Origin of the sequence: Citrobacter sp. Ct235 (assembly GCF_030332305.1) — a bacterium.
Taxonomy (GTDB): Bacteria; Pseudomonadota; Gammaproteobacteria; order Enterobacterales; family Enterobacteriaceae; genus Citrobacter_A; species Citrobacter_A telavivensis.
Genome location: NZ_JAOWIC010000049.1, coordinates 1,264,853 through 1,286,067 on the forward strand (window position 1 = coordinate 1,264,853; position 21,215 = coordinate 1,286,067).

Annotated in this window: 24 protein-coding genes and 1 riboswitch; of the genes, 1 reads left to right on the top strand and 23 read right to left on the bottom strand. The window is 55.3% G+C overall.

The window, feature by feature from the left end; all coding sequences use genetic code 11:
• Position 1 precedes the first annotated feature (1 nt).
• Entirely contained in the window at positions 2-361 is a 360-nt protein-coding gene (locus tag OGY35_RS23215) for a hypothetical protein (protein ID WP_286633572.1), read from the top strand.
• Positions 362-790: 429 nt separating this feature from the next.
• Here OGY35_RS23215 and OGY35_RS23220 read toward each other — a convergent pair whose 3' ends face one another.
• The 23 genes from OGY35_RS23220 to pocR all read right to left on the bottom strand — a co-directional run bounded on the left by OGY35_RS23220 (position 791) and on the right by pocR (position 21,161).
• Positions 791-1,510 (bottom strand): hypothetical protein, encoded by a 720-nt coding sequence (locus OGY35_RS23220; RefSeq protein WP_286633573.1) that lies wholly within the window; start codon positions 1,508-1,510, stop codon positions 791-793.
• Positions 1,511-2,117: 607 nt separating this feature from the next.
• Positions 2,118-3,050 carry a L,D-transpeptidase gene (ldtA, locus tag OGY35_RS23225; protein WP_286633574.1) on the bottom strand — a complete coding sequence of 311 codons (933 nt, stop codon included), beginning with the start codon at positions 3,048-3,050 and terminating at the stop codon, positions 2,118-2,120.
• A gap of 129 nt (positions 3,051-3,179) precedes the next feature.
• A complete protein-coding gene (cobT, locus tag OGY35_RS23230) occupies positions 3,180-4,247 on the bottom strand; it encodes a nicotinate-nucleotide--dimethylbenzimidazole phosphoribosyltransferase (RefSeq protein ID WP_286633575.1) in 1,068 nt (355 codons plus the stop codon).
• 25 nt (positions 4,248-4,272) lie between these two features.
• Positions 4,273-5,016, bottom strand: coding sequence for an adenosylcobinamide-GDP ribazoletransferase (gene cobS, locus OGY35_RS23235; RefSeq protein WP_286633576.1), 744 nt, complete (start codon positions 5,014-5,016; stop codon positions 4,273-4,275).
• Entirely contained in the window at positions 5,013-5,558 is a 546-nt protein-coding gene (gene cobU / locus OGY35_RS23240) for a bifunctional adenosylcobinamide kinase/adenosylcobinamide-phosphate guanylyltransferase (RefSeq protein ID WP_286633577.1), read from the bottom strand. Before cobU ends, cobS begins: the two co-directional genes overlap by 4 nt.
• The gene (locus OGY35_RS23245; RefSeq protein WP_286633578.1) at positions 5,555-7,075 is read right to left on the bottom strand and encodes a cobyric acid synthase; all 1,521 of its coding nucleotides are present in this window, start codon (positions 7,073-7,075) and stop codon (positions 5,555-5,557) included. Before OGY35_RS23245 ends, cobU begins: the two co-directional genes overlap by 4 nt.
• Positions 7,072-7,887: an energy-coupling factor ABC transporter ATP-binding protein gene (locus OGY35_RS23250; RefSeq protein WP_152403835.1), complete on the bottom strand. Its 816-nt coding sequence runs from the start codon at positions 7,885-7,887 to the stop codon at positions 7,072-7,074. The genes OGY35_RS23245 and OGY35_RS23250 overlap by 4 nt, the downstream gene beginning before the upstream one ends.
• An 8-nt stretch (positions 7,888-7,895) precedes the next feature.
• On the bottom strand, positions 7,896-8,573 hold the full coding sequence (locus OGY35_RS23255; protein ID WP_152406296.1) for an energy-coupling factor ABC transporter transmembrane protein: 678 nt from the start codon (positions 8,571-8,573) through the stop codon (positions 7,896-7,898).
• Positions 8,560-8,841, bottom strand: a complete 282-nt coding sequence (locus tag OGY35_RS23260) for an energy-coupling factor ABC transporter substrate-binding protein (protein WP_042318217.1) — start codon at positions 8,839-8,841, stop codon at positions 8,560-8,562. The genes OGY35_RS23255 and OGY35_RS23260 overlap by 14 nt, the downstream gene beginning before the upstream one ends.
• A 1-nt stretch (position 8,842) precedes the next feature.
• The gene (gene cbiM / locus OGY35_RS23265; RefSeq protein WP_042318216.1) at positions 8,843-9,580 is read right to left on the bottom strand and encodes a cobalt ECF transporter S component CbiM; all 738 of its coding nucleotides are present in this window, start codon (positions 9,578-9,580) and stop codon (positions 8,843-8,845) included.
• Positions 9,577-10,290 carry a cobalt-factor II C(20)-methyltransferase gene (locus OGY35_RS23270; RefSeq protein WP_286633579.1) on the bottom strand — a complete coding sequence of 238 codons (714 nt, stop codon included), beginning with the start codon at positions 10,288-10,290 and terminating at the stop codon, positions 9,577-9,579. Before OGY35_RS23270 ends, cbiM begins: the two co-directional genes overlap by 4 nt.
• Entirely contained in the window at positions 10,287-11,081 is a 795-nt protein-coding gene (gene cbiK / locus OGY35_RS23275; protein WP_152403831.1) for a sirohydrochlorin cobaltochelatase, read from the bottom strand. The genes OGY35_RS23270 and cbiK overlap by 4 nt, the downstream gene beginning before the upstream one ends.
• Before the next feature lie 11 nt (positions 11,082-11,092).
• Positions 11,093-11,878: a cobalt-precorrin-6A reductase gene (locus tag OGY35_RS23280; protein ID WP_286633580.1), complete on the bottom strand. Its 786-nt coding sequence runs from the start codon at positions 11,876-11,878 to the stop codon at positions 11,093-11,095.
• Positions 11,875-12,600, bottom strand: a complete 726-nt coding sequence (locus OGY35_RS23285; protein WP_152403827.1) for a precorrin-3B C(17)-methyltransferase — start codon at positions 12,598-12,600, stop codon at positions 11,875-11,877. The genes OGY35_RS23280 and OGY35_RS23285 overlap by 4 nt, the downstream gene beginning before the upstream one ends.
• On the bottom strand, positions 12,600-13,655 hold the full coding sequence (gene cbiG / locus OGY35_RS23290) for a cobalt-precorrin 5A hydrolase (RefSeq protein WP_286633581.1): 1,056 nt from the start codon (positions 13,653-13,655) through the stop codon (positions 12,600-12,602). The genes OGY35_RS23285 and cbiG overlap by 1 nt, the downstream gene beginning before the upstream one ends.
• On the bottom strand, positions 13,636-14,409 hold the full coding sequence (locus OGY35_RS23295) for a cobalt-precorrin-4 methyltransferase (RefSeq protein ID WP_152403823.1): 774 nt from the start codon (positions 14,407-14,409) through the stop codon (positions 13,636-13,638). Before OGY35_RS23295 ends, cbiG begins: the two co-directional genes overlap by 20 nt.
• On the bottom strand, positions 14,402-14,971 hold the full coding sequence (locus tag OGY35_RS23300) for a decarboxylating cobalt-precorrin-6B (C(15))-methyltransferase (protein ID WP_152403821.1): 570 nt from the start codon (positions 14,969-14,971) through the stop codon (positions 14,402-14,404). Before OGY35_RS23300 ends, OGY35_RS23295 begins: the two co-directional genes overlap by 8 nt.
• A complete protein-coding gene (locus tag OGY35_RS23305) occupies positions 14,961-15,566 on the bottom strand; it encodes a cobalt-precorrin-7 (C(5))-methyltransferase (protein WP_286633582.1) in 606 nt (201 codons plus the stop codon). The genes OGY35_RS23300 and OGY35_RS23305 overlap by 11 nt, the downstream gene beginning before the upstream one ends.
• Positions 15,560-16,699, bottom strand: coding sequence for a cobalt-precorrin-5B (C(1))-methyltransferase CbiD (gene cbiD / locus OGY35_RS23310; protein ID WP_286633583.1), 1,140 nt, complete (start codon positions 16,697-16,699; stop codon positions 15,560-15,562). Before cbiD ends, OGY35_RS23305 begins: the two co-directional genes overlap by 7 nt.
• Positions 16,696-17,328: a cobalt-precorrin-8 methylmutase gene (locus tag OGY35_RS23315; protein WP_286633736.1), complete on the bottom strand. Its 633-nt coding sequence runs from the start codon at positions 17,326-17,328 to the stop codon at positions 16,696-16,698. The genes cbiD and OGY35_RS23315 overlap by 4 nt, the downstream gene beginning before the upstream one ends.
• A 12-nt stretch (positions 17,329-17,340) precedes the next feature.
• Entirely contained in the window at positions 17,341-18,300 is a 960-nt protein-coding gene (gene cbiB / locus OGY35_RS23320) for an adenosylcobinamide-phosphate synthase CbiB (RefSeq protein WP_286633584.1), read from the bottom strand.
• Positions 18,297-19,676 carry a cobyrinic acid a,c-diamide synthase CobB gene (locus tag OGY35_RS23325; RefSeq protein ID WP_286633585.1) on the bottom strand — a complete coding sequence of 460 codons (1,380 nt, stop codon included), beginning with the start codon at positions 19,674-19,676 and terminating at the stop codon, positions 18,297-18,299. The genes cbiB and OGY35_RS23325 overlap by 4 nt, the downstream gene beginning before the upstream one ends.
• A gap of 89 nt (positions 19,677-19,765) precedes the next feature.
• Positions 19,766-19,940, bottom strand: a riboswitch (cobalamin riboswitch).
• A 303-nt stretch (positions 19,941-20,243) separates the two neighbouring features.
• Positions 20,244-21,161, bottom strand: coding sequence for a transcriptional regulator PocR (gene pocR, locus OGY35_RS23330; protein WP_152403811.1), 918 nt, complete (start codon positions 21,159-21,161; stop codon positions 20,244-20,246).
• Positions 21,162-21,215: the final 54 nt, after the last annotated feature.

Here is a 21,215-nt window from a genome sequence, read left to right on the forward strand (position 1 = left end):
AATGAATTTTGATGAGATATCGTTTATAAATGAGGTTTTCAAAAGATCCGTTGAAGGTAGTATAGCTTGGTGTTTTTCAGAGCAAGTGCCACCTGTAATTTATTATAATAGTGAGATAACCATAACCTCTTGTTATCAATCATCTATTTTAAATAATGGAGCTATTCTTTATCTATTTCGATATAGAATTCCAGAGTATGATGGTGAGTATGACAAATTTTTCAATGTTGAAAAAATTCGATTGCTTTCGATTCAATTCGATAGAATATCATGGCAAAGTTACGCGGAGTCGGCTCCAATATATAATTTATTTGACTACGTAAGCTCTAGATACTCAGGGCTTAGTGATTTCTTTTCATAAGAGTAGGTTTTTAGATAGCCCCTTAAATTGGGGGCTAGTATCGGTTGTGTAATACATCCCGAGTCACACTGGGCACTCTGCTCATTCTATCTGGGCATGCAGACGGCTGTCTAAACATATCCAGGAATTCAAAGTAACTGACTGGCAGCGTTGAGTATTCTCATGTTAATGGGGTCCGCTTGGAAAACGGGAAATATCCTACGTTAAGCCTGTTTTTTGTACAGACTGCTATCTACTGAGCGTAACGAACGGTATTTTCTTAATCAACGAGAGAAAATGTGAAATTTCGTCATGAAATCTTGTACTTAAAAAGGTAAATCGTAGTAGGAGCTATATTCAACGGTAGTCCAGTGGGCTATCCTATCAGGTAGATAGCTCATCACATTTCAAATTAGATAGACAAGTCTACAAGTTAAAACCATGCTTTCTCTAACGCGCAGATAACATTTGCATAGCTACTTTGAAGCTTTGCATCGCCTCGTCGAAGTCACGATTATTTTGCGCTTTACTTAGGCTGAAGAAAATAGTTCCCGTTGTTGATGTTATGGGAAGTTTCTCTCCCATTTCAGATATTCTTTTTTGCATATCTAATCTAATAATTTTATGCACTAATTCAGGATACTTTAACGTAAGAATCTCTGTTATTTCGATAATTTTAGCGAATACTTTAGAGCAAAAATCGTGTGCTTTATCAGGCTCAGGTATTGCTCCCTTATGAATCACACTGTTTCTGAACTTTGTAAGTGCATTATCTATTTTATACGGCATTCCAGTCTCAAGTAAGTGGAGTGCCATAAATGCACCAACCTGCCTTTCAGACATCCTAGACATCTCATTGAACATGCTAGAGTAGTGTTGATCGTCCACGCCCCTAGCTTTCATCAATACACATATTGCAAACTCATAGGTTCTTTCAAGTGCAGCATAGAAAGTTGCACAAGCTTCTAAAGTAAACCCATTTAGTAAGGCTTCAGCCCCTGACTCCATTAAAACCTCAAACTTTTGGCTCTGAAGGACTAGTGCGCTTTTGTGCCCATGCGAACATTGAACTACCGCAATTCGATTCTCATAGTAAGGTAAGCTAAACATTTCAAAGCTGGGACGACCAAGTTCTTTAAAGCATTCCATACATGTAGCGCTTATTCTCATGCTTATTCCAATCCAGAATGAATTTTGTTAAATAGGATTCTACACTCTGTATTAATCCCTCTGATAGCCTTAATAGCTGTACACTGCGGACCTTGCAACTTGTGACCTCACCAAAAACAAAGCCCCAGCATTTAACCGAGGGTTTTAATTTGGTCGTCAACTAAAGCTATGGCAACAATATCAGATTTATGCGAAACATATGTCAATTAGTTCATTCCTGCAATACCTTGCTGATAATTTTCCGTCTTTTGTTGTGAATGTGATCACGAAACATGATGTAGCGCCTGGGAGTCTAGGTGTTGCATGGCTTAACGCACTTCAGCAGGGCTCTCACACCGGATGGCACTCATACCCGTCAACGCCCCAATCCTATCAAATGAGGCATCCCACCATAAAGCTGAATAGCTACCTCATAGATGACAAATATCACATTTTAAAGCAGCAATAACATTTGGGGCCTTATTGAGGGCCTCACTTTCTATCTAAAAAATAAATATTATTAAATTCAATTGGATAAACAACATTTCGCATCCAGTCAGAGGAGCCAAATTTAAGAAGCCCGCTTTTTAGCGGGCTTTTTGCTTTTCTGACAGCAGCCTCAGCGCCATCAAATTCCGGTTTGCCCATGGCTAATGTTGACGGGCATCCCCGAGCGGCGTTCGAGCGCTTCGCTGACGCGGTGAACATCCACACCCTCACCGCTCATAAAGCTACGCATCACAGGCGTGATTGGCAGTGGGACTTTTTTGTCAGATTCATATTCTGAGCGGTTACGGGACAGTGGTTCGTGCACTTCCACCCAGCGACTACCATCCAGTTCTGTGGTGGTTTTCACCGGCTGATCGATGATCTGCACGCGAGTTCCCACAGGTACATTCTGGAACAGATGCTCGATATCATCGTTGCGTAAACGAATGCAGCCCTGGCTCACGCGCAGACCAATGCCGAAATTAGCATTGGTGCCATGAATAGCATACAGCTTGCCGATATAGATAGCGTACAGCCCCATGGGGTTATCCGGCCCGGCAGGAACGAAGGCGGGCAGGCTTTCTCCCCTTCTCGCGTATTCACGACGGGTATTCGCCGTTGGCGTCCAACTCGGTGCCTCCTGCTTACGCTCAACTTTCGTCACCCAGTTACGCGGCGTTTCTCGCCCTGCCTGACCAATACCGATAGGGAAAACCTCAACGGTATTACTGCCGTTCGGATAGTAGTAGAGACGCATCTCCGCCACGTTCACGACAATGCCCTGACGAACGGTAGCCGGCAGAATGATTTGCTGCGGCACAACCAGCGTTGAACCCGACTTCGGCAGGAACACATCCACATCCGGATTGGCTTCCAGCATATTGCTCAGCCCTTGTCCGTACTGCGCGGCAAAAGCTTCAAGCGGTTGAGTATTCTTGTCAGGGACAGTAATCGTCAGCGGATTTCCGACCAGACGACTTCCTTCAGGTGGTAGTGGGTAGCTGACAGCCAGCGCGCTCTGGCTTGCAAACAGCATAAATAATGAACAGAACAATTTTACACGAGGCAACATTTCCCTTTCCTCAGTCGCGGCAGATGTAGGGAAATTATAGCTTTTTTAGCGTGCGTAAACCTATACCCTCTGCCGTCTTCTGAAACTGGCCGGCGAACAGCACAGTGCGCAGGCCAGAAAACAGACGTATCAGACGGTTTCTTTACCATCCGGCAGTACGATATTGCTGGCAGCCAGTTGCCCCATGTTGCTGTACATCGCGCAAGCGGCCTCCACGATTGGCATAGCCAGTGCGGCACCACTGCCTTCGCCCAGACGCATTCCCATATTGAGATAGGGATCGAGCTCCAGATGCTCGAGCGCAATCCGCGCCCCTTTTTCGGCGGAGAAGTGCGAAGGAATCAGATACGGCTTGATCTCAGGCGCAATCTGGCAGGCCGCCAACGCAGCGGAATAGGACAAGAAGCCATCCAGCAACACCGGTAAGCCGCAGGAAGCGGCCCCCAGAATGACCCCCGCCATGCCCACCAGATCAAAACCACCGACTTTCGCCAGCACGTCCAGTCCATCATGCGGATTGGGTTGGTTGACGGCAATCGCGCGACGAACCACCTCTACTTTATTTCCCACGCGGGAAAGCGGCAGATTGGCGCCAATCCCTACCACTGCTTCAGCCTCGCTGCCTGTCAGCACGCTGACAATCGCCGCGGCGGGCGTGGTATTCGCCATCCCCAACTCACCCACGCCAAACAGCGTCACGCCGCGCTGTGCCTGTTCGCGCGTGTAGCGAATAACTTCCAGCAGCAGTTCTTCCGCCTGTGAACGACTCATTGCCGGGCCGGTGGCGATATTCCCGCACCCACGCGCCACGCGCATGTTCACCACGCCGGGGATGAGTTCCGCATCAATCCCCACGTCTATCACATGTACCTTTGCACCGGCATGGGCCGCAAGCACGCAGACGCCCGTCGTGCCGCGCGTCATATTGGCGGCCTGTATAGCGGTCACCACTTTAGGTGAAACGGCAACCCCTTCATCCCAGACACCGTGATCGGCACACATCACCAGTATCGCTTTCTCACCGACACGCGGTATACCGTTCAAACCTGGCATCCCCGCCAGTTGTACCGCCAGCGCCTCCAGTCGCCCAAGGCTACCCGGCGGCTTAAGCAGGCCGTCAATATGCTGCTGGGCGCGAGTCATGGCGTCACGGTTTATCGGCGGAATTTCGCACAGTAAAGAGGTTAACATTTGCATAAGGGTTCTCATTATGTTGGCTGACTCACAGCAGAGCCAGCAGGAATATCAGCTCACCAAGTTCGATTGCCGCACCCAGCGTATCGCCGGTTTGTCCACCCAACGTACGTTTTAACAGTTGTCCCAGCAGGAAGATCGCCACCATCGTCACGACCAGCGCCGCGATGCCCTGCATTCCGGGCAGGAGGACCGCCGCCAGAATCGCCGCAAGGCCAAGAGTAAAGCAGGTTTGCGTTCCGGTGACATGGCCGATAAACACATTGCCTAGCCCCTCTTCACGGGCGTAGCGATGGCGGTACATCAACAGTACGGCCGTCCCGCGCCCTACCGCACAGGCGGCCGCCAGCGCCGCCAGCACAGGAGTACCGCGTAGCGCCAGTTCGCTGACCACCAGTACTTTCGCCAGCAGAACAAAGATGAGCGCCAGACCGCCGTGCGTTCCCAGGCGGCTGTCGCGCATAATCTCCAGCATACGTTCCCGACTGCGGGCAGAGAAAACGCCGTCACAGGTATCGGCCAGCCCATCGAGATGAAAGCCTCCCGTCATCAGCGCCAGCGCTAACACGGTGAAAAGCGCGGCCAGCGGTGCGCCGCACCAGGGCTGAAAGAGCATAAACACCAGCCCACTCAAGGTGCCAAGCAGCAGGCCAATGAGTGGGAAAGTCACAGTACCGCGCGAATACTGATCGAACTCCAGTCCTTGCGACCAGCGACCTGGAACAGGTAAACGCGTAATAAAAGAGAGCATTGCCCAGAACAACTTACTCATTTAATTTTGACTCCAATACCCGATACCACCAGCCAGACCTCATCCGCCGCAGCCGCCAGACGCTGATTCACGCGCCCGGCAATATCCCGAAAGTGCCGTGCCAGACGGTTTTCTGGCACGATGCCCATCCCGACTTCGTTGGTCACCAGCACCACCTTCGCCGGGCATCGCTGGCAGGCCGCAATCAGCGTCTGGATCTCCACCTCAATCGTCGTTTCCAGCGCCGCGTAGTCCCAGCCGTCCGGATCGCTGTCACCGCCAAGGGCAAACAGCAGGTTAGTGACCATCGTCGTGATACATTCCAGCAGAATGGCTTCATCCGGCGCGTTATCCGCCGTTATTAGCGTATCAAGATGTTGCCAGCGCTCGGCGGTACGCCAGTGCGCAGGACGTCCATCACGATGATGCTGAATACGCGCGGCCATCTCGTCATCAAAAATCTGCGATGTCGCGATGTACAGCACCTGCGGGAAATCCGCGATTAGCGCTTCGGCATGACGACTCTTACCGCTGCGCGCGCCGCCAGTCACCAGAATCATCATACGGACTCCCGGTGCTGCTGCATGATGGTATAAATTTTCTCAATATCGATGTGTTGCCGCATCGCATCCGCCAGCAGATCGAACTGCTGCGATTTATATTGCGCGTATTGGAAGGCGGGATCCAGGGGAGCCAGGCCTTTACGCACGCGCAGGCCGTTAATCAACGCCCGCGTAAAGCCATCACTGTCGAACAGACCGTGCAGATAGGTGCCAAACACCCGTCCGTCTGCCGTGACGGCGCCATCCGCGACGTTTTCGCCGTGCTTCTGGAGTTGCATCACCGACCGACAGCCACCGTTCAGCGTCGTTTCACCCATATGAATTTCATAGCCACGTACCGGCAATCCGGACGCCGCAGACAGCCAGTCAGGCAGTGCCAATGACATCGTCGCCGTCACCTGAGTGGTGGTTTTCCGCTGGGCAAAGTGGGTGACAGTATCAAGCAACCCCAGCCCCGGCAGCGTTCCCAGTCCCGATTCAACCTCATCAATGATGGTCTCGCCGAGCATCTGATAGCCACCGCAGATCCCAACGATGGGGATATTTTGCTGGTGCGCCTGCAACACCGCATGAGCCATGCCGCTTTCACGTAGCCATACCAGATCGCCGAGCGTGTTTTTGCTGCCCGGCAGGATAACCAAATCAACGTCCGCCAACTCTTGCGGATGGCGTACATAGCGCACGCGCACATCAGGTTGCGCTGCCAGCGCGTTAAAATCGGTGAAATTGGAGATATGCGGGATTTGCACCACCGCAATGTTGATATCGCGTTTTTCCGTACGCAGGTATTTCCCTTTTTGCAGCGCCACGCCGTCTTCATCTTCGAGATCGACATCCAGCCACGGCATCACTCCCAGCACGGGAACGCCGGTCAGACTTTCAATCTGTTCGATACCGGGATTAAGCAGCGCCACGTCGCCGCGAAACTTATTGATGATCACCCCTTTCACCCGCGCACGTTCGTGTTCATGCAGCAGCGCCAGCGTACCGTAGATAGAGGCGAACACCCCGCCGCGATCGATATCGGCGACCAGAATCACCGGGCACTGCGCCATCTCGGCCATCCCCATATTCACGATGTCCCGATCGCGCAGATTGATCTCCGCCGGACTGCCCGCGCCTTCCAGCACCAGCACATCAAACTCCTGCGCCAGACTGGTGTAAACGGAGAGGATTTGCTCGCGCAGACGCGGTTTGTATTCGTGATAGCTGACCGCGTCCATATCGGTCGCCACCTGGCCCATTAGCACCACCTGCGCCTTGCGATCGCTGGTCGGTTTCAACAGCACCGGATTCATGCGGACATCCGGCACAATGCCCGCCGCTTCGGCCTGGAAAATTTGCGCGCGACCCATCTCTTTCCCCTCCGGCGTGATGCCGGAGTTGAGCGCCATATTCTGCGACTTGAACGGTGCGGTCCGCCGACCGTCCTGATAAAAAATGCGGCACAGTCCCGCCACCAGAACGCTCTTGCCGACGTCAGACGCCGTTCCCTGCAACATAATGGCCTGCGTCATGACGCCTCCTTGATTGCGCGTTGTCGCATACAACTGAAAAATTCATCTTCGGTTTTGCACAGCGGCATGCCTAACTGCGCGTGCAGTTTCACCAGCCAGGGTTGCGTTAACCCGGCCTCTTCAATCAGCGCCGTGCGGGCAAAGACCTCGCCCGGTTCACCGTGCGCCAGCACTTCGCCATGACGCAAGACGTAAACGGCGTTACTGACCTCATAAATCAGATCAATATCATGGCTGGAGATAACCACATGGTTTCCCTGCGCCACAATCCGCTTGATGATGTCAATCATCTGACTGCGCCCCGAAGGGTCAAGACCCGCCGTGGGTTCATCCAGTAACAGGTATTTCGCCCGTAATACCAGCGCACCGGCGATAGCCACCCGTTTCTTCTGCCCGTGGCTTAAGCACTGAATCGGCTGCTGGCGAAAATGCTGGGCATCGACCAGCGTTAACGCCTCGTCGACTCGTCGGGCAATTTCCGCTTCTTCCACGCCAAGATTGCGCAGGCTGAAAGCGATATCGCTGTCGATATCGGTGTAGAAAATTTGCTGATCGGGATCCTGAAATACCGTCGCCACCTGCTGACGCAGCGCCAGTAAACCACGCTTACTGTAGTCCAGCGGTTTTCCCTGCCACAGTACCGCGCCCTGCTGCGGTCGCAGTAAGCCGCTCAGATTCATAAATAGGGTGGATTTCCCACAGCCGTTGGCCCCCACCAGTCCGGTGACGGCGTGCTGCGAAAAATCCAGCGTCAGCCCTTTAAGTACCTGCGCATCCTGATAACGAAACCAGAGTTCGGTGGTGGCAAGCATGTTTTTCCTTACAGGTGAAAATCACCCTGATACAATTTGATATCTAACGTCGCCGCCATTTGCTGATAGCGAATCAGCACCCGGGTGAACAGAACGCCCACCAGCATCGCCAGCGAGCGATAGCCAATCGGCAGACTACGATAGCCAAAACGCAGCGTTTGCGCGCGATGAATGGCCATCGCTTCATCTAACAGAATAAAAATAAAGCGCCAGGTCAGCAGGATCTGTTCCGTCAGCAGGCGCGGCACCCGCGCCCGTTTGAGCAGGACGATCAACTGCGGAAACGGCAGATTAAGCACCAGCCAGAACGTGGCGGCCAGCGCAGCCAGACTGCGCCAGAACGTCTCGTTAGCGGTATGAAGTCCTGACGCCGTCACGCCCAGCCAGTAACTGCCCACGGGGAAACTTACCAGCAGCGTTTGCGGGTCGCGGCTGACGCTGAACAGGATCGTCACCACGCCGACCAGCAAAAAACCAAACGGCAACGCCATCCAGCGACACCAGCGACGCAGGGAGATCCGCAGCAGCCAACAGGTCAGCCCGGCTATCAGCGCCAGTTCGATCCCCTGCCCCCACGCAGGCAAGGTAAAAGCCAGAATCATCAACAGCAGCCAGAACAGAAACTTACGTTCAGGTGCGATGTGAAACCAGCGGCTCTGATAGCTCAGTCGATCAAGCCCGGTCATCACGGCGTTGTCTGCCTTTGGTGTAACCCAGAATATAGAAAATCACCGCCGCGCCAATCGACCCCTGTAACGTAAACAGCAGGCTTTCAATTTCCCCACTCGCCGGTTCGTACAGCGGTTGGAACCACGGCTCATAATGCGGGGCGACCACCTGAATCTGGCTTTCCGCCTCGCCGTCTGAACCACCAAACTCTCCGCCATGGTCAATAAAAAACGGCAAAATGACCAGGGCAATCACCATGGCTAACAATATCAGCGTCTTTTTCATCTTAATGTCCTTGCGCGGTAATCAGTTGCCGTTTCGTCAACTGGTCGTAGATCATCACGGTCAGCAATCCTTCGGCGATAGCAATCGGGATCTGCGTCAGGCAGAAAATCCCCATAAACTTGACGACAGACCCTGTCGCACCCGCTTCGGGATCCGGGAAGGCCACGCCCAACTGCACCGACGTGACAAAGTAGGTCACCAGATCCGCCAGCATCGCGCAGAGAAAGACGCCGACATCCCGGCGGATCCCGGCGCGGCAGGCCATCTTCCACACCATGTAGCCCACCACCGGCCCAATCACCGCCATCGACATACCGTTCGCACCCAGGGTAGTTAAACCACCGTGCGCCAGCAACAGCGCCTGGAACAGCAGGACGATAGCGCCGAGAACCGCCACCACGCCCGGCCCAAACAGGATAACCGCCAACCCAACGCCCGTCGGATGTGAGCAGCTACCGGTGACCGACGGGATCTTCAGTGCGGACAGCACAAAGATAAATGCCCCACACAGCGCCAGCAGCACTTTCTGATGACTGTCGTCCATCACGATATGACGCAAACGCACCAGTCCATACCACAGGCACGGTAAAAACAGCAGCCACCAGGCCAGCGCCCACATCGGCGGTAAAAACCCTTCCATAATGTGCATGGCGAACGCCTGCTCCGGCACAATCATCAGCAATAGCGCCGCAGCCAGCCCACTGAATGACAGCTGTTTCAGCTGTTGTTCGAGTTTCATTCTGCATACTCCCACTGTTTGTTGACCAGGATGGTCGAGAAATAAGGCAACGGCCGATCGTCGCTGACCTCGTTGAGATGCCGCCAGCACTGCTCTCCCGGGAGCGTGGCCTCGGACATCATCAGTGCACAGTCCAGTAATCCAGCCTGTTCCAGCAGCGTTTTAATCCGCGCGAATCGACCATACACTTTCATTAAAACCAGACTGTCGTGTTGACGGAGCGCCTGGGCGATTTCCGCTTCCGGCGCGGTACAAGAGATCACCGCCAGCGACTGTTGTTCCATCGCCAGCGGCGTTTTGGATCGTGCAGCAATGGCGGCAAACGACGTCACGCCTGGGACAATTTCCAGCCAGTCAGGACAACCGATGCGCTGTAGCAAAAAGACCCAGGTACTGAACAACATGGCGTCGCCCAGGGTGATAAATCCCACCTGTTTACCCGCCTTCACGTCTTTAACCAGCGCGGCGGCCACTTCATCCCAGACCGCCTCTTTTTCCGCGCTGTCTGCGCTCATGGGAAAATGACAACAGCGCACTTCGGTGTTTTTGCCGATGTATTCCCGCACGATGGAAAGCGCGAGGCTGTCGCCGCCCTTACGTCCCGCTGGTGCATAGAGAATGTCCAGCGCCCCCAGAATGCGTGAAGCGCGAACGGTGATCAGATCGGCCGCTCCCGGACCGGTGCTCAGGGCGTACAGTTTGCCGCTCATGCCGCTTCCTCCATCGCCACGCTCAGCGCCTGTTGCAGATGCGCAACGAACATCGCTCGTACCGCCGGATTTTCGCCAAGACCGCTCAGCCACGGCGTTGCCGTGATCCCTGCCGCAGTAAACAACGTTTTCCACGAGTCATCTTCGTCAGAGGCCATATCGTTGATGGCGTGATCCCCCGCCACCAGCATCAGCGGCATCAGATGGACGGCTTTGACGCCCTCTTTGCTCAGGCTCTCGATCAGAATGTCGACTTCCGGATAGCTCTCCACCGCGCCGACGCGCGCCGGGAAACCCTGCGCCATCATCATGTGATCGAGGCAGGCATAGGCGGCAAACGCGTGGTGACTGGCACCGTGGCCCATGAACACCACTTTTTCATTGTCGGCAGGCACAGGCATCTGCTGTCGCAGGGCCAGCATTAACTGCGCGTAATCATCATGGCTACTCAGCAGCGGCACGCCCAGCGTCAGGCGGACAAACAGCGGACGCAGACTCTGCACTTCACGGACAATTTTTTCGTATTCGTCGCCGTTAATAATGTGCAGTGACTGAATCGCCACATCCTGATATCCCTGCTCAGCAAGCTTTTGCAGCGCCTGCAGCGGGGTGTCTATCTCGATTCCATCACGCTGTTTAAGCTTGCGAATAATCATTCCTGAGGTAAAGGCACGGAACAAATCGCGGTCGGGACAGCTGGCGGCCAGATCGCGCTCGCAGGCCACAATGTTCTTCTCGCAGGTGTCGTGATAGCTGGTGCCAAAGCTTATCACCAGAAGCGCTTTTTTCATTTTCTGACTCCTTAAGCAGCGGCCAGCCAGCGCGCCAAACGCTGCGCAAATGCGGCCTGACTTTCCAGTAACTCATCTCCCGTCACCAGCGGCGCCGGGCGGGTAATCACGATGCAGGGAATGCCTGCATCCAGACAGGGTTGAACCTTTTCCTGATAACCACCTTCTGCACCAGAAGCCTTGGTTATCACGACGTCAGCCTGACACTGACGATAAAATGCGGCGTTGAACTCGGCGCTAAACGGTCCACACAGCGCGAACGTCTCGCCAACGCCAAAGCCAAGATCGGCGCATTGTTGAATCACTTCGGGTACGGGCAACACGCGAGCGAGCAGCGTTTTTTCTGGTAAACCCGCACGCCACGTTGCCAGATCTTTACTCCCGGTGGTCAGCAGTACTCGCTCGCCGAAACGTCGCGCAACGTCACACGCCTCATCAATGCTCTGTACGGCAAAGAGCAGCGGATGCGTCAGATTGCTGAGCTGCTCCGGGCGCTGATAGCGACTGAGCAGCACTCCTGCCCGTTCACAGGCGCGCAGAATGTTGCGGCTCACCACTTCGGCATACGGGTGTGAAGCGTCGATCACCCAACGCGTGCCGTTTTTCTTCAGCCAGTTCACCATCTGATCCTGCTCCAGCCGACCGCAACGCACCTGGCCCTTGATGTCGCCGGCCAGTTGTTTCCCGGTCGGCGTCGCCACCGACAGGGTGTACGCCACGTTGGCGGCGTCCAGTTGCTGGCACAGCGCGCGGGCATCGCTGGTGCCGCCCATGACCAGAACCTCGCCAAAACTCACAACACATAACCTCGTGGCGTGATCATCAGACCCTCCTGCACATAGGTCGCTTTGTTGCCGACGATCACCAGACTGGTCATGTCCACCGGTTCAAAATCCATTTCACCCAGCGTGGTCAGCCATTTCTCTTGCTTTTTACGCCCGGCAGATTTCACCACCCCTACCGGCGTTTGCCCGCTCTTGCTGGCGGAAAGCAGTTCAAATGCGCGTGCCAGATGTCCTTCACGGCCCCGGCTGCGCGGGTTGTAGAAGCAAATCACGAAGTCTGCTTCCCCTGCGGCAATAATGCGTTTTTCGATAACCGGCCACGGCGTCAGTAGATCGCTCAGGCTGATGTGGCAAAAATCGTGCATTAGCGGCGCACCGAGCAGCGACGCAGCAGCGATGCTGGCAGTCATCCCTGGGATCAGACGCACTTCAACATCCAGTTTCTGTTTGCTGACCAACTCCAGCACCAGCCCCGCCATGCCGTAAATACCGGCGTCACCGCTGCTGATCAGCGCCACGTTGTGCCCAGCCTGCGCCAGTTCAATCGCCGCATGGCAGCGCTCGATCTCTTTACACATACCGGTTTTGATCACCTGCTTGTCACCGGTAAACGCTTTGACGAGGTGGGTGTAGGTTTTGTAACCCACAATGATTTCTGCCGCCTGCAGTGCTTCAACGGCTTCCATAGTCATCATGGCCTGTGAGCCGGGGCCGATTCCGATTACGGTTAACATCAGTGTGAAACTCCCAAAGTGATAGTGACGCCCTGCTCGCGCAGGGTTTCGCCGGTCAATTGCCCATGACTCAGCAGCCACGCTGCCGGACCCGAGACGCTCCCGACGCCAACCGTCTGGCGAACAAACGGCGAGGCCGGAAAGTGATGTTCATGCTCACGCAGCGCGTCAGCGGTAAAGGTTTCAAAAGGCACGCGCCAGCAGAAGGCAAGCTGAATCAGCCCCTCTTCATCTTTCTTGAGCGACACGCTGCCGATGGCTTTCAACGCCAGCGGGTCAAAGCGCTGCGCTTCAAGCTGACGAGCCAGCAGTGCCGCCAGTAGCGGGAACGGGGTATCGCGGCGACAACCAATTCCGGCGACGACTCGCTGCGGCACCAGTTTCCAGTGCTGAACCGGGATAGCCGGCAGTTCGTTACGTAACGTGACGCACACCAGCGCATCCAGTTCCGGTAGTTGCTGGAGATCGGTGACGGTAATGAACCCACGGCGATCGCAGTGGCGGACGTCTTCATCCAGTTCTTCATCCCACCACAGCCCCACTCGCTGGTTGCTCACCAGCATCTGATTCACCACTTTCACCGCCGTACGGAAGTCAGTCATGCGGGCATTGAGCTGAAACGCGAGGGTATCCAGCGCCGCCATTTCATTGACGTCAGTGGCGGTCGTAATCACCGGATCGGCCCCCAGCATGCCGGCGAGATAACGGGTCAGCGCGTTCGCGCCGCCCGCGTGACCTGAAAGCAGGCTGATCACATGCTGCCCGCGCTCGTCGATCACCACCACCGCCGGATCGCTGAACTTGTCATTCACCAGCGGGGCCAGCACGCGCACCGCAATGCCGGTCGCCCCGATGAAAATCAGCGCGGAATAGTTCGAGAACGCGTCGCGCGCGGCGTGGGCGAATCCGCCGTCGAACGGCAGAAAACCGTCCTCCAGCAGTTTTTCACTGGTAAAACAGGTCAGCGGCAGCATCGCTGCCAGCCGTTTTGCCAGCTGAACGCCACCGGGCGTCAGGCAAAACAGCGCGATAGATTCAGGCTTTACGGTATTCATGGCTAAAGTCCGCGGCATAGAGTCTGGAGTAGTGATACTCATCTCCGAGGAAATTCCCGACCAGGATGAGCGCCGTTTTGCGGATCCCGGCATCGCGCACTTTATCCGCGATGTCCGCCAGCGTGCCGCGCACGGTCTGGCTTTCCGGCCAGGTCGCTTTATAGATAACCGCCACGGGCGTGGTCGCCGGATAACCGCCCTCGATCAACCGTTCCGCCACCCGATTGATGCGCTGGACGGAGAGATAGATAGCCATTGAGGTCTGGTGGCTGGCGAAGGATTCCAGTTGTTCGCGTTCCGGTACTGGCGTGCGGCCTTCAAGCCGCGTGATAATCAGGCTCTGCGAGACTTCCGGCACGGTGTATTCAACGCCCAACTCCGCCGCTGCGCCGAGGAAAGCGCTGACGCCCGGCACCACCTGCCAGTTGATGCCGCGTTTGGTCAGTTCTTCACCCTGTTCACGCACCGAGCCATACAGCGACACGTCGCCGGTTTGCAGGCGCACCACTGTTTTTCCGGCCTTCACGCCCTCTTCCATCAGGGAGAGGATTTGCTCCAGGTGCAGTTCCGCACTGTCGTGACACTCCGCGCCCTCCGGGCAATACTCCAGCAGTTCAGTGTTGATAAGCGATCCGGCATAAATCACCACCTGCGCCTGTTGCAGCAGCCGGTAACCCTTAAGGGTAATCAGTTCCCGGTCACCTGGACCTGCGCCGACAAACCACACACAACGGGGATCAAATGACTCAGACATGGTGTTCTTCCTTCTGACAGGCGATAACAAAAACGGGATTATTCGGTTTGAAATAGTGACCCGCGCCCAGCGTGGTCAGTGACGAAATTTGCATTTGCAGGCAGTCCACCTCCTGCATGCCAAGTTGTTGCAGATGCGCCAGCGCGGTGTTGAGGTTTTCCTGCAGGATAAAGGTCATCACCAGACGCCCGCCAACGTGCAACTGGCGCATGGACCAGTCGATCAGTTCCGTGAGATGCCCCCCGCTGCCGCCCATAAAGACGGCATCGGCTTTCTCGGTCATCATCATCGGCGCTTCGCCCGGCAGAATATCGATATTCGCGCAGGCGAAATGCTGACGGTTTTCGTCGAGCAAACGCAGCGCTGCCGGATTGCGCTCGATAGCCGTGATGTGCAGCGACGGAAACTGCAGCGCGGCTTCGATGGATACGCTGCCGGTCCCCGCCCCGATATCAATCAGGTGACTGGCCCGGTGCAGCTCAAGTTTTGCGAGAGCAAGTGCACGTACCGCTTCTTTGGTCATCGGCACCTTCTCACCGCGCAGGAAAAGCTCATCTTTCATCAAGGATCACCACTGCATTCATCTCGTATTCGGCATGGACCTCGCTGACGCGCAGCCAGTGGATCCGTTCGTTTTCCATCGCCAGGTTTTCGCCAATCACCATCCAGCGATCGCCCTTTCCTCGTGCAACCAGTTGCGCGGCAATTTCACGCGGTCCGCACTGACCGTCGGTGACCATTGCCACTTTGTTATGTTCGGCCAGCGTATCGAAACAGACGCTGCGCCCATGGCTACTGGTGAGCCACATGTCATTCATGTCGATTCCCGACTGCGCGCACAGATACTGCACCGCGCTAATACCAGGAATGATACGTACCTGCTCAATGCCAAAATGCGCCACCATCCGCGTACCGATGCCGTAAAACAGCGGATCGCCGGAGGCCAGAACCACCACCTGCTTATCCTGATGCGCGTCAATCCACGTCAGCAGCTCGGGAATGTTGGCGCCCAGCGCAAACTGCTCGCCGCGAAAGTCCGGAAACTGCTGCAAATGGCGCTGACCGCCAACCAGCACATCAGCCTCGTCAACCGCCGCGCGCGCTGCTGGTGTCATCAGTAGCAGACCGGCGGGCCCCATCCCAACCACCGTCAGCATTGCATCTCCCGGGCGATAGCCTCGACGGGCCGGTTGCTGCCGAGTACCTGGTTATCAAACGAAAACATGACAGCGTCGCAGGTCGGCGGGGTTTTGGTAAAGCGCAGCATCTGCATTACGCGCAGGCAGATACGTTCAGCAAGGTGGTTGTAAATGTGCTGAAAACCGTACGCGTCAATGTGCTCCATTGCCGCTTCGGTTGTGTCGCAGTCGCTCACCAGCGTTAGCAACTCCAGCGGTGCCCCGAGCAGCGCCAGATGGGCCACCAACGTTTCCATCCGCGCATCGGCAATGTGGCTGTGGGTATGGAAAATCCCGGCGGCAATTTTGATAAGCTTTCCAGGATGGCCAACGAGCACAACCTGGCGAAATCCCAGTCGTACCGCCTCTTCAATCATGTAGCCGACATAGTTGCTCATGGTGACCACCACGTTGGTGTCGATGCCCATCTGTTCGCGGACAAAACGCTCACCGTGGTTACCCGGCACCAGAACCACTCGCTCCAGCCCGGCGGCGCGTTTAATTTCCAGTTCCAACGATAGCGACCGCTTCCAGCTCTCTTCGGACATTGGGGTCACGATGCCGGTGGTGCCAATGATGGAAATGCCGCCAAGAATACCGAGTCGCGAGTTGTAGGTTTTTTGCGCCCGTTCTTCGCCTTCCGGAGCAAAAATTTCGATTTCCGCCCCGCGTGCCGGGCCTATCGCCTCACGCACGGCGGATTCAATGGTGTGACGCGGGGTGCGATTAATTGCCGCACTGCCAACGGGTAAACCAATCCCCTTGCGGGTGACGGTGCCAACCCCTTCGCCGCCGAGCAGGACAATTTCGCCGCTATCGTTCAGCGTGACGCGGGCGAAAATCAACATGCCGTGGGTGGCGTCCACATCGTCGCCACCGTCTTTGCGGATGGCGGCAATGGCCTGCTGTCCTTCGATGTGCGGCGATTCCACGTTCAGACACAGCGTGACGCCGGACGGCGTAACAATCGACACCTGGTGGATCAAATGCTGGCGCAGGACCATCAGCGCGGCGACTTTTGCCGCCGCTGTGGCGCACGATCCGGTGGTGTAACCTTTGCGCAGCGCTTTGCCGTTATGCCAGACGGGCGCGTCGAAAGTTTGATCGCTCATCGCGCCCCCTGCATGTGATACAGCATGGCGTTGACGATCGCCGCCGCAACGTTGCTGCCGCCTTTACGTCCAAGGGCAGCAATGGCGGGCAGTTGACTGTGCGTCAACGCCTCTTTAGACTCCGCCGCGCCGACAAACCCCACCGGTACGCCCACCACGCCACTTACCGCCACATCATGCTCCAGCAGGCGAAACAGTGCGGTGGGTGCGTTGCCAAAGACAAACACTTTTTCACTCTCTTCCGTCACGGCCACATCTACCGCCGCCATTGAACGGGTGATCCCCTGCGCTTTCGCTTGTGCTACCACGCGCGGATCGCTGATGTAGCAGCGGCACTCGCCCCCCGTCTTCGCCAGCAGGGTTTTGTTAATCCCCGAAAGTGCCATGGTGGTGTCGGTATAAATAACCGTCGGACGACTCAGCGCCGCGCAAAGTTTTTCCAGCGCATCGCCCGAAAACCAGAGAATATCCAGCCAGTCAAAGTCAGCGGTGGTATGAATCACTCGCTTGATGATCGCTTCATGCAGCGGACTGGCAAACTGGTACTCCGGGCGCGTTTCATTAATGATCTCGCCAATGATGTCAAAACTTTTGGCTTCAATCGCCTGGGGTTGCTGGATGTATTGCATTGTCATTTATCCTCAGGCCACCCCAACCACCAGCCAGCGCGTTACGAGGAACAGCGCCAGAGCCAGCGTTGAGGCGACCCACATCAGTCGAATCGTTTGGGAAATGTCATCTACGGAAATGATGCGCTGCGCGTCGCCGATCCACGGTTTTTCAACACGCTCACCAAAGTAATCATTAGGGCCGCCCAGGCGAATGCCCAGCGCACCGGCAACGGATGCCTCCGCCCACGCGCAGTTTGGACTGCTGTGGTTATAGCGGTCTCGCCACCCCACGCAGAGCGCCCGGGAGCCATTACGCCGACACAAAACCGCCGCCGCGCTCAGTAACAGCCAACTCAGCCGCGCAGGAATATAGTTCGCGACGTCGTCAAGCCGCGCGCTTACCATGCCAATCGCCCGGTATTTTTCGTGCTTATAGCCCACCATGGAATCCAGGGTGTTCACCGCTTTGTAGGCCATCGCCAGCGGCGCGCCGCCGAGTAACAGGAAGAACAGCGGCGCGATGATGCCGTCAACCGTATTCTCTGCAACGGTTTCCACCACCGCCCGGTTGATCTGTTCCGGCTGAAGTTGCGAGGTGTCACGCCCCACAATACACGAGAGTTTTTCACGGCTTTGCGCAAGGTTGCCTTCACGTAACGGGCGCTCAACCTCCTGCGCCGCCGTCGCCAGACAGCGCCCCGCCAGCACGGTGAAGATCATCCAGACTTCAACGACCCAACCGAGCCACGGATGAATCAGCGCCGCAAGCCATAAGACACTCCAGGCAACCGCCCACGTCAGCCCCACAACCACCAGCCACATTACCCCGCCGCCGATACGTAACGCCCGATCGCTGTGGCAGAAGCGGCGAATAATCCGTTGCACGACATTGATCAGATTGCCTATCCAGCGCACCGGATGCGGCCAGTCTGGCGGGTCGCCAATCACGACATCCAGAAGCCAGGCCACGCACCATGCCAGTAGCGTCATAACGCCTCCCGTGCGGCGTTCAGCCAGTGATTAAGCATTAATGGACGCTGAGCAAAGTGAACGTGCAGATAGCTGGCAAAGGTATTGCCGATTCGCCAGCCGCCAGACCACGCTTGCACCGTCTGACCGTCACGGACTTTGTGACATGCCAGCACGGCGGGCGTTTCAGGGGAAAAGTCGGAGTAATGAAATTCATGACCGCGCAGCACGTCACCTTCCGCAGCCAGCAACGTGGGCTGCAGAGCCTGCGCTTCACAATAGCCGAAGCGGGTCAGTCGTTTACCCATTTTGCTGCGACCGGGAATGATATCGGCCATGCGATACTCTACCCCGTCAGCATCTTCCAGCAGGCTGCCGAGGTACATTAATCCGCCGCACTCGGCGTAGATCGCGACGCCGCGCTGGTGCGCCTCGCGCAGGCTTGCCAGCATGGTGCTGTTGGCCGCCAGCGTGGCCGCATGCAGTTCCGGATAGCCACCACCCAGCCAGACCATCTGGCAATCGGGCAACGCGCGATCGTGGAGCGGACTGAAGCGCACAATGTTGACACCGGTACGCGCCAGCAACTTTACGTTGTCGGGGTAATAAAAGTTAAAGGCTTCATCATCGGCCATCGCCAGCGTCAGACCGTCCCCGGCGTTCGCCGCAGGAAGCTCAGGCCACTCACCCTGTGGTAACGCCTCAAGATGGCTTAACGCCAGTAACTGGTCGATATTCAGCGTGTTTTCCAGTCGGGCAGCGAAATCCTGCCACAACGGTTGATTCACGACGGACTCGCGCGCGGTCACCAGCCCCAGATGCCGTTCGGGTAACACAACGCCCTCAACGCGCGGAACGTAACCCAGCACCGGCACGGCGCAGTAGTGTTCGATGGCGGTTTTCAGCAACTGGAAATGGGACTCGCTATTGACGCGATTAACAATAACGCCGGCAATGTTCAGCGTCGGGTCAAAATGCTGGAAGCCCATCACCGTGGCGGCAATGGAGGTAGAAACGGCTTTCCCATCAACCAGCAGAATCACCGGGCAGCCCAACTGTTTTGCCATCGCAGCGGTGCTACAGTAGTTGGGGTCAGTGCCGTAGCCGTCGTACAGCCCCATCACTCCTTCGATCACCGCAATATCCATGTCCTGCATCTGTTCGCGGAACAGCGCATTAAGAATCGATTCGGGAAGCATGAAGCTGTCGAGATTACGGGAAGCGGTGCCGCTGATGGCCGTATGCCAGGCGGTATCCAGGTAGTCAGGGCCGACTTTGCAGGGTTGGACGCGTAAACCACGTTGTTTCAATGCGTTCAGCAAGCCCAGCGTCACCGTGGTTTTACCACAGCCGCTACCGGTACCTGCCAGAACAAACGCGTACTGCTTTGCCGCCATGACCCTGATCCTGTTCAGGGTGGTAGGGATGTACTGACACCCAGTCTTCCGACTGTACGCATCTGAGCAACCCACTTCCCACCGAAGTTGTTGGTAGTATCCGACAGGCTGGTCTTCTGGCTTAGCGTCGTCCTCGCCCGTCCTTCCCAATCTTGCGATCAGTGGTCTTCACGGGGTTGTCAGCATCACAGCAGCGGGGGCTGCGGGGGATTTTCACCCCCTTCCCAGACACAATTGTGTCAAACCTGTCGGCTTAAATGACGAGCAGAATGAATTCTCCTCATCACAACAATACTTTTTCGTTACTTATTCGTTGCGCATTTTTTATCAACATAAAATGCCGCAATAAAACGATTCTGAATGAAATGTCATGCAAGAGAATAATGAAACCTCTTAACAATGACACTGTATCTCATCACAGAAATAAAAACTGGTGAAGTTTATTCCGTAAAGAGCGATATTTTATTGCGCTATGACAATTTATTGCTGTACTAAAAACACTTAACCATTATAAATGACCGGATTACACGGGAATATCAAAAATCGGCAATAGCAAAATATTGCTATTTATGCCGACTCAGCAGGCAAGTTTTCATTTATTTTTTGTCGATAGGCCTGCGGCGTAACCTGATAAGTCTGACGGAACACTTTGCAAAAATAGCTGGTTTGCGAAAAACCTAAATTGCGGGCAATACTGGCAATGCTCCAGTCACTGTGGCAAAGCAGCTCTCTGGCACTGGCCATGCGCTGTTGATTGACCCACGCATTAAAACCAATGCCCTGATATTTTTTGAACAGTTTGCTGAAATAGTACGGGCTCAGATAGACGTGCGATGCCACATCTTCAAGACGAAGATCGTCAGACAGATGCGCATCAATATAGCGCAACGCTTTTTTCATCTTACTGTCATGAGGGCTGGCGGCGCGGGCCGGACGTGCAGGTTCCGTAGGCTGCGCACTGTCTTTGATCACCACGAAATTGAGCTGCTTTTTGAGGCAGTTTTCAACAATGAGTTTGAGCAGATCCGCCGAGGCCATCACGCGTGAATAGTCCATTTCCGGGACATTACTGAACTCATTGAGCAGTTCTGGATCGGCCTGCCAGCGATCGTCAACCTTCATGATGTTAAGCAGATCGATACCGTCATCGTTACGTAAACGCACCTGGCCGCACAAGACGAACCCGACAAGATGGCCTGAGATCACGAGAGGAATAGAAAAATCGGTTAGCCCGGCATGACAGCGATAGATACAGGGTTGATCCGATTTTGACGCTTCCAGTCCTCCACAGCGATCGCTCATACGACACCGGGTACTGTGTTGTGGATGCTGACGCATCAGTTGACAAAAAGGCGTGAAATTAAACAGCTCAGAAATCTCATCACCGTGAATATTGACAACCACAACAGCCAGGCTGGTCGCTTGCGCAAAATCCTGTGCGATTTTATTAATGAGTTCTGAGTTCAGGGTACTCGCAGAAATCATGATAAAATCCCTCAGTTAATCCATTGTTATAATGAAAACATAAATTTTACATTC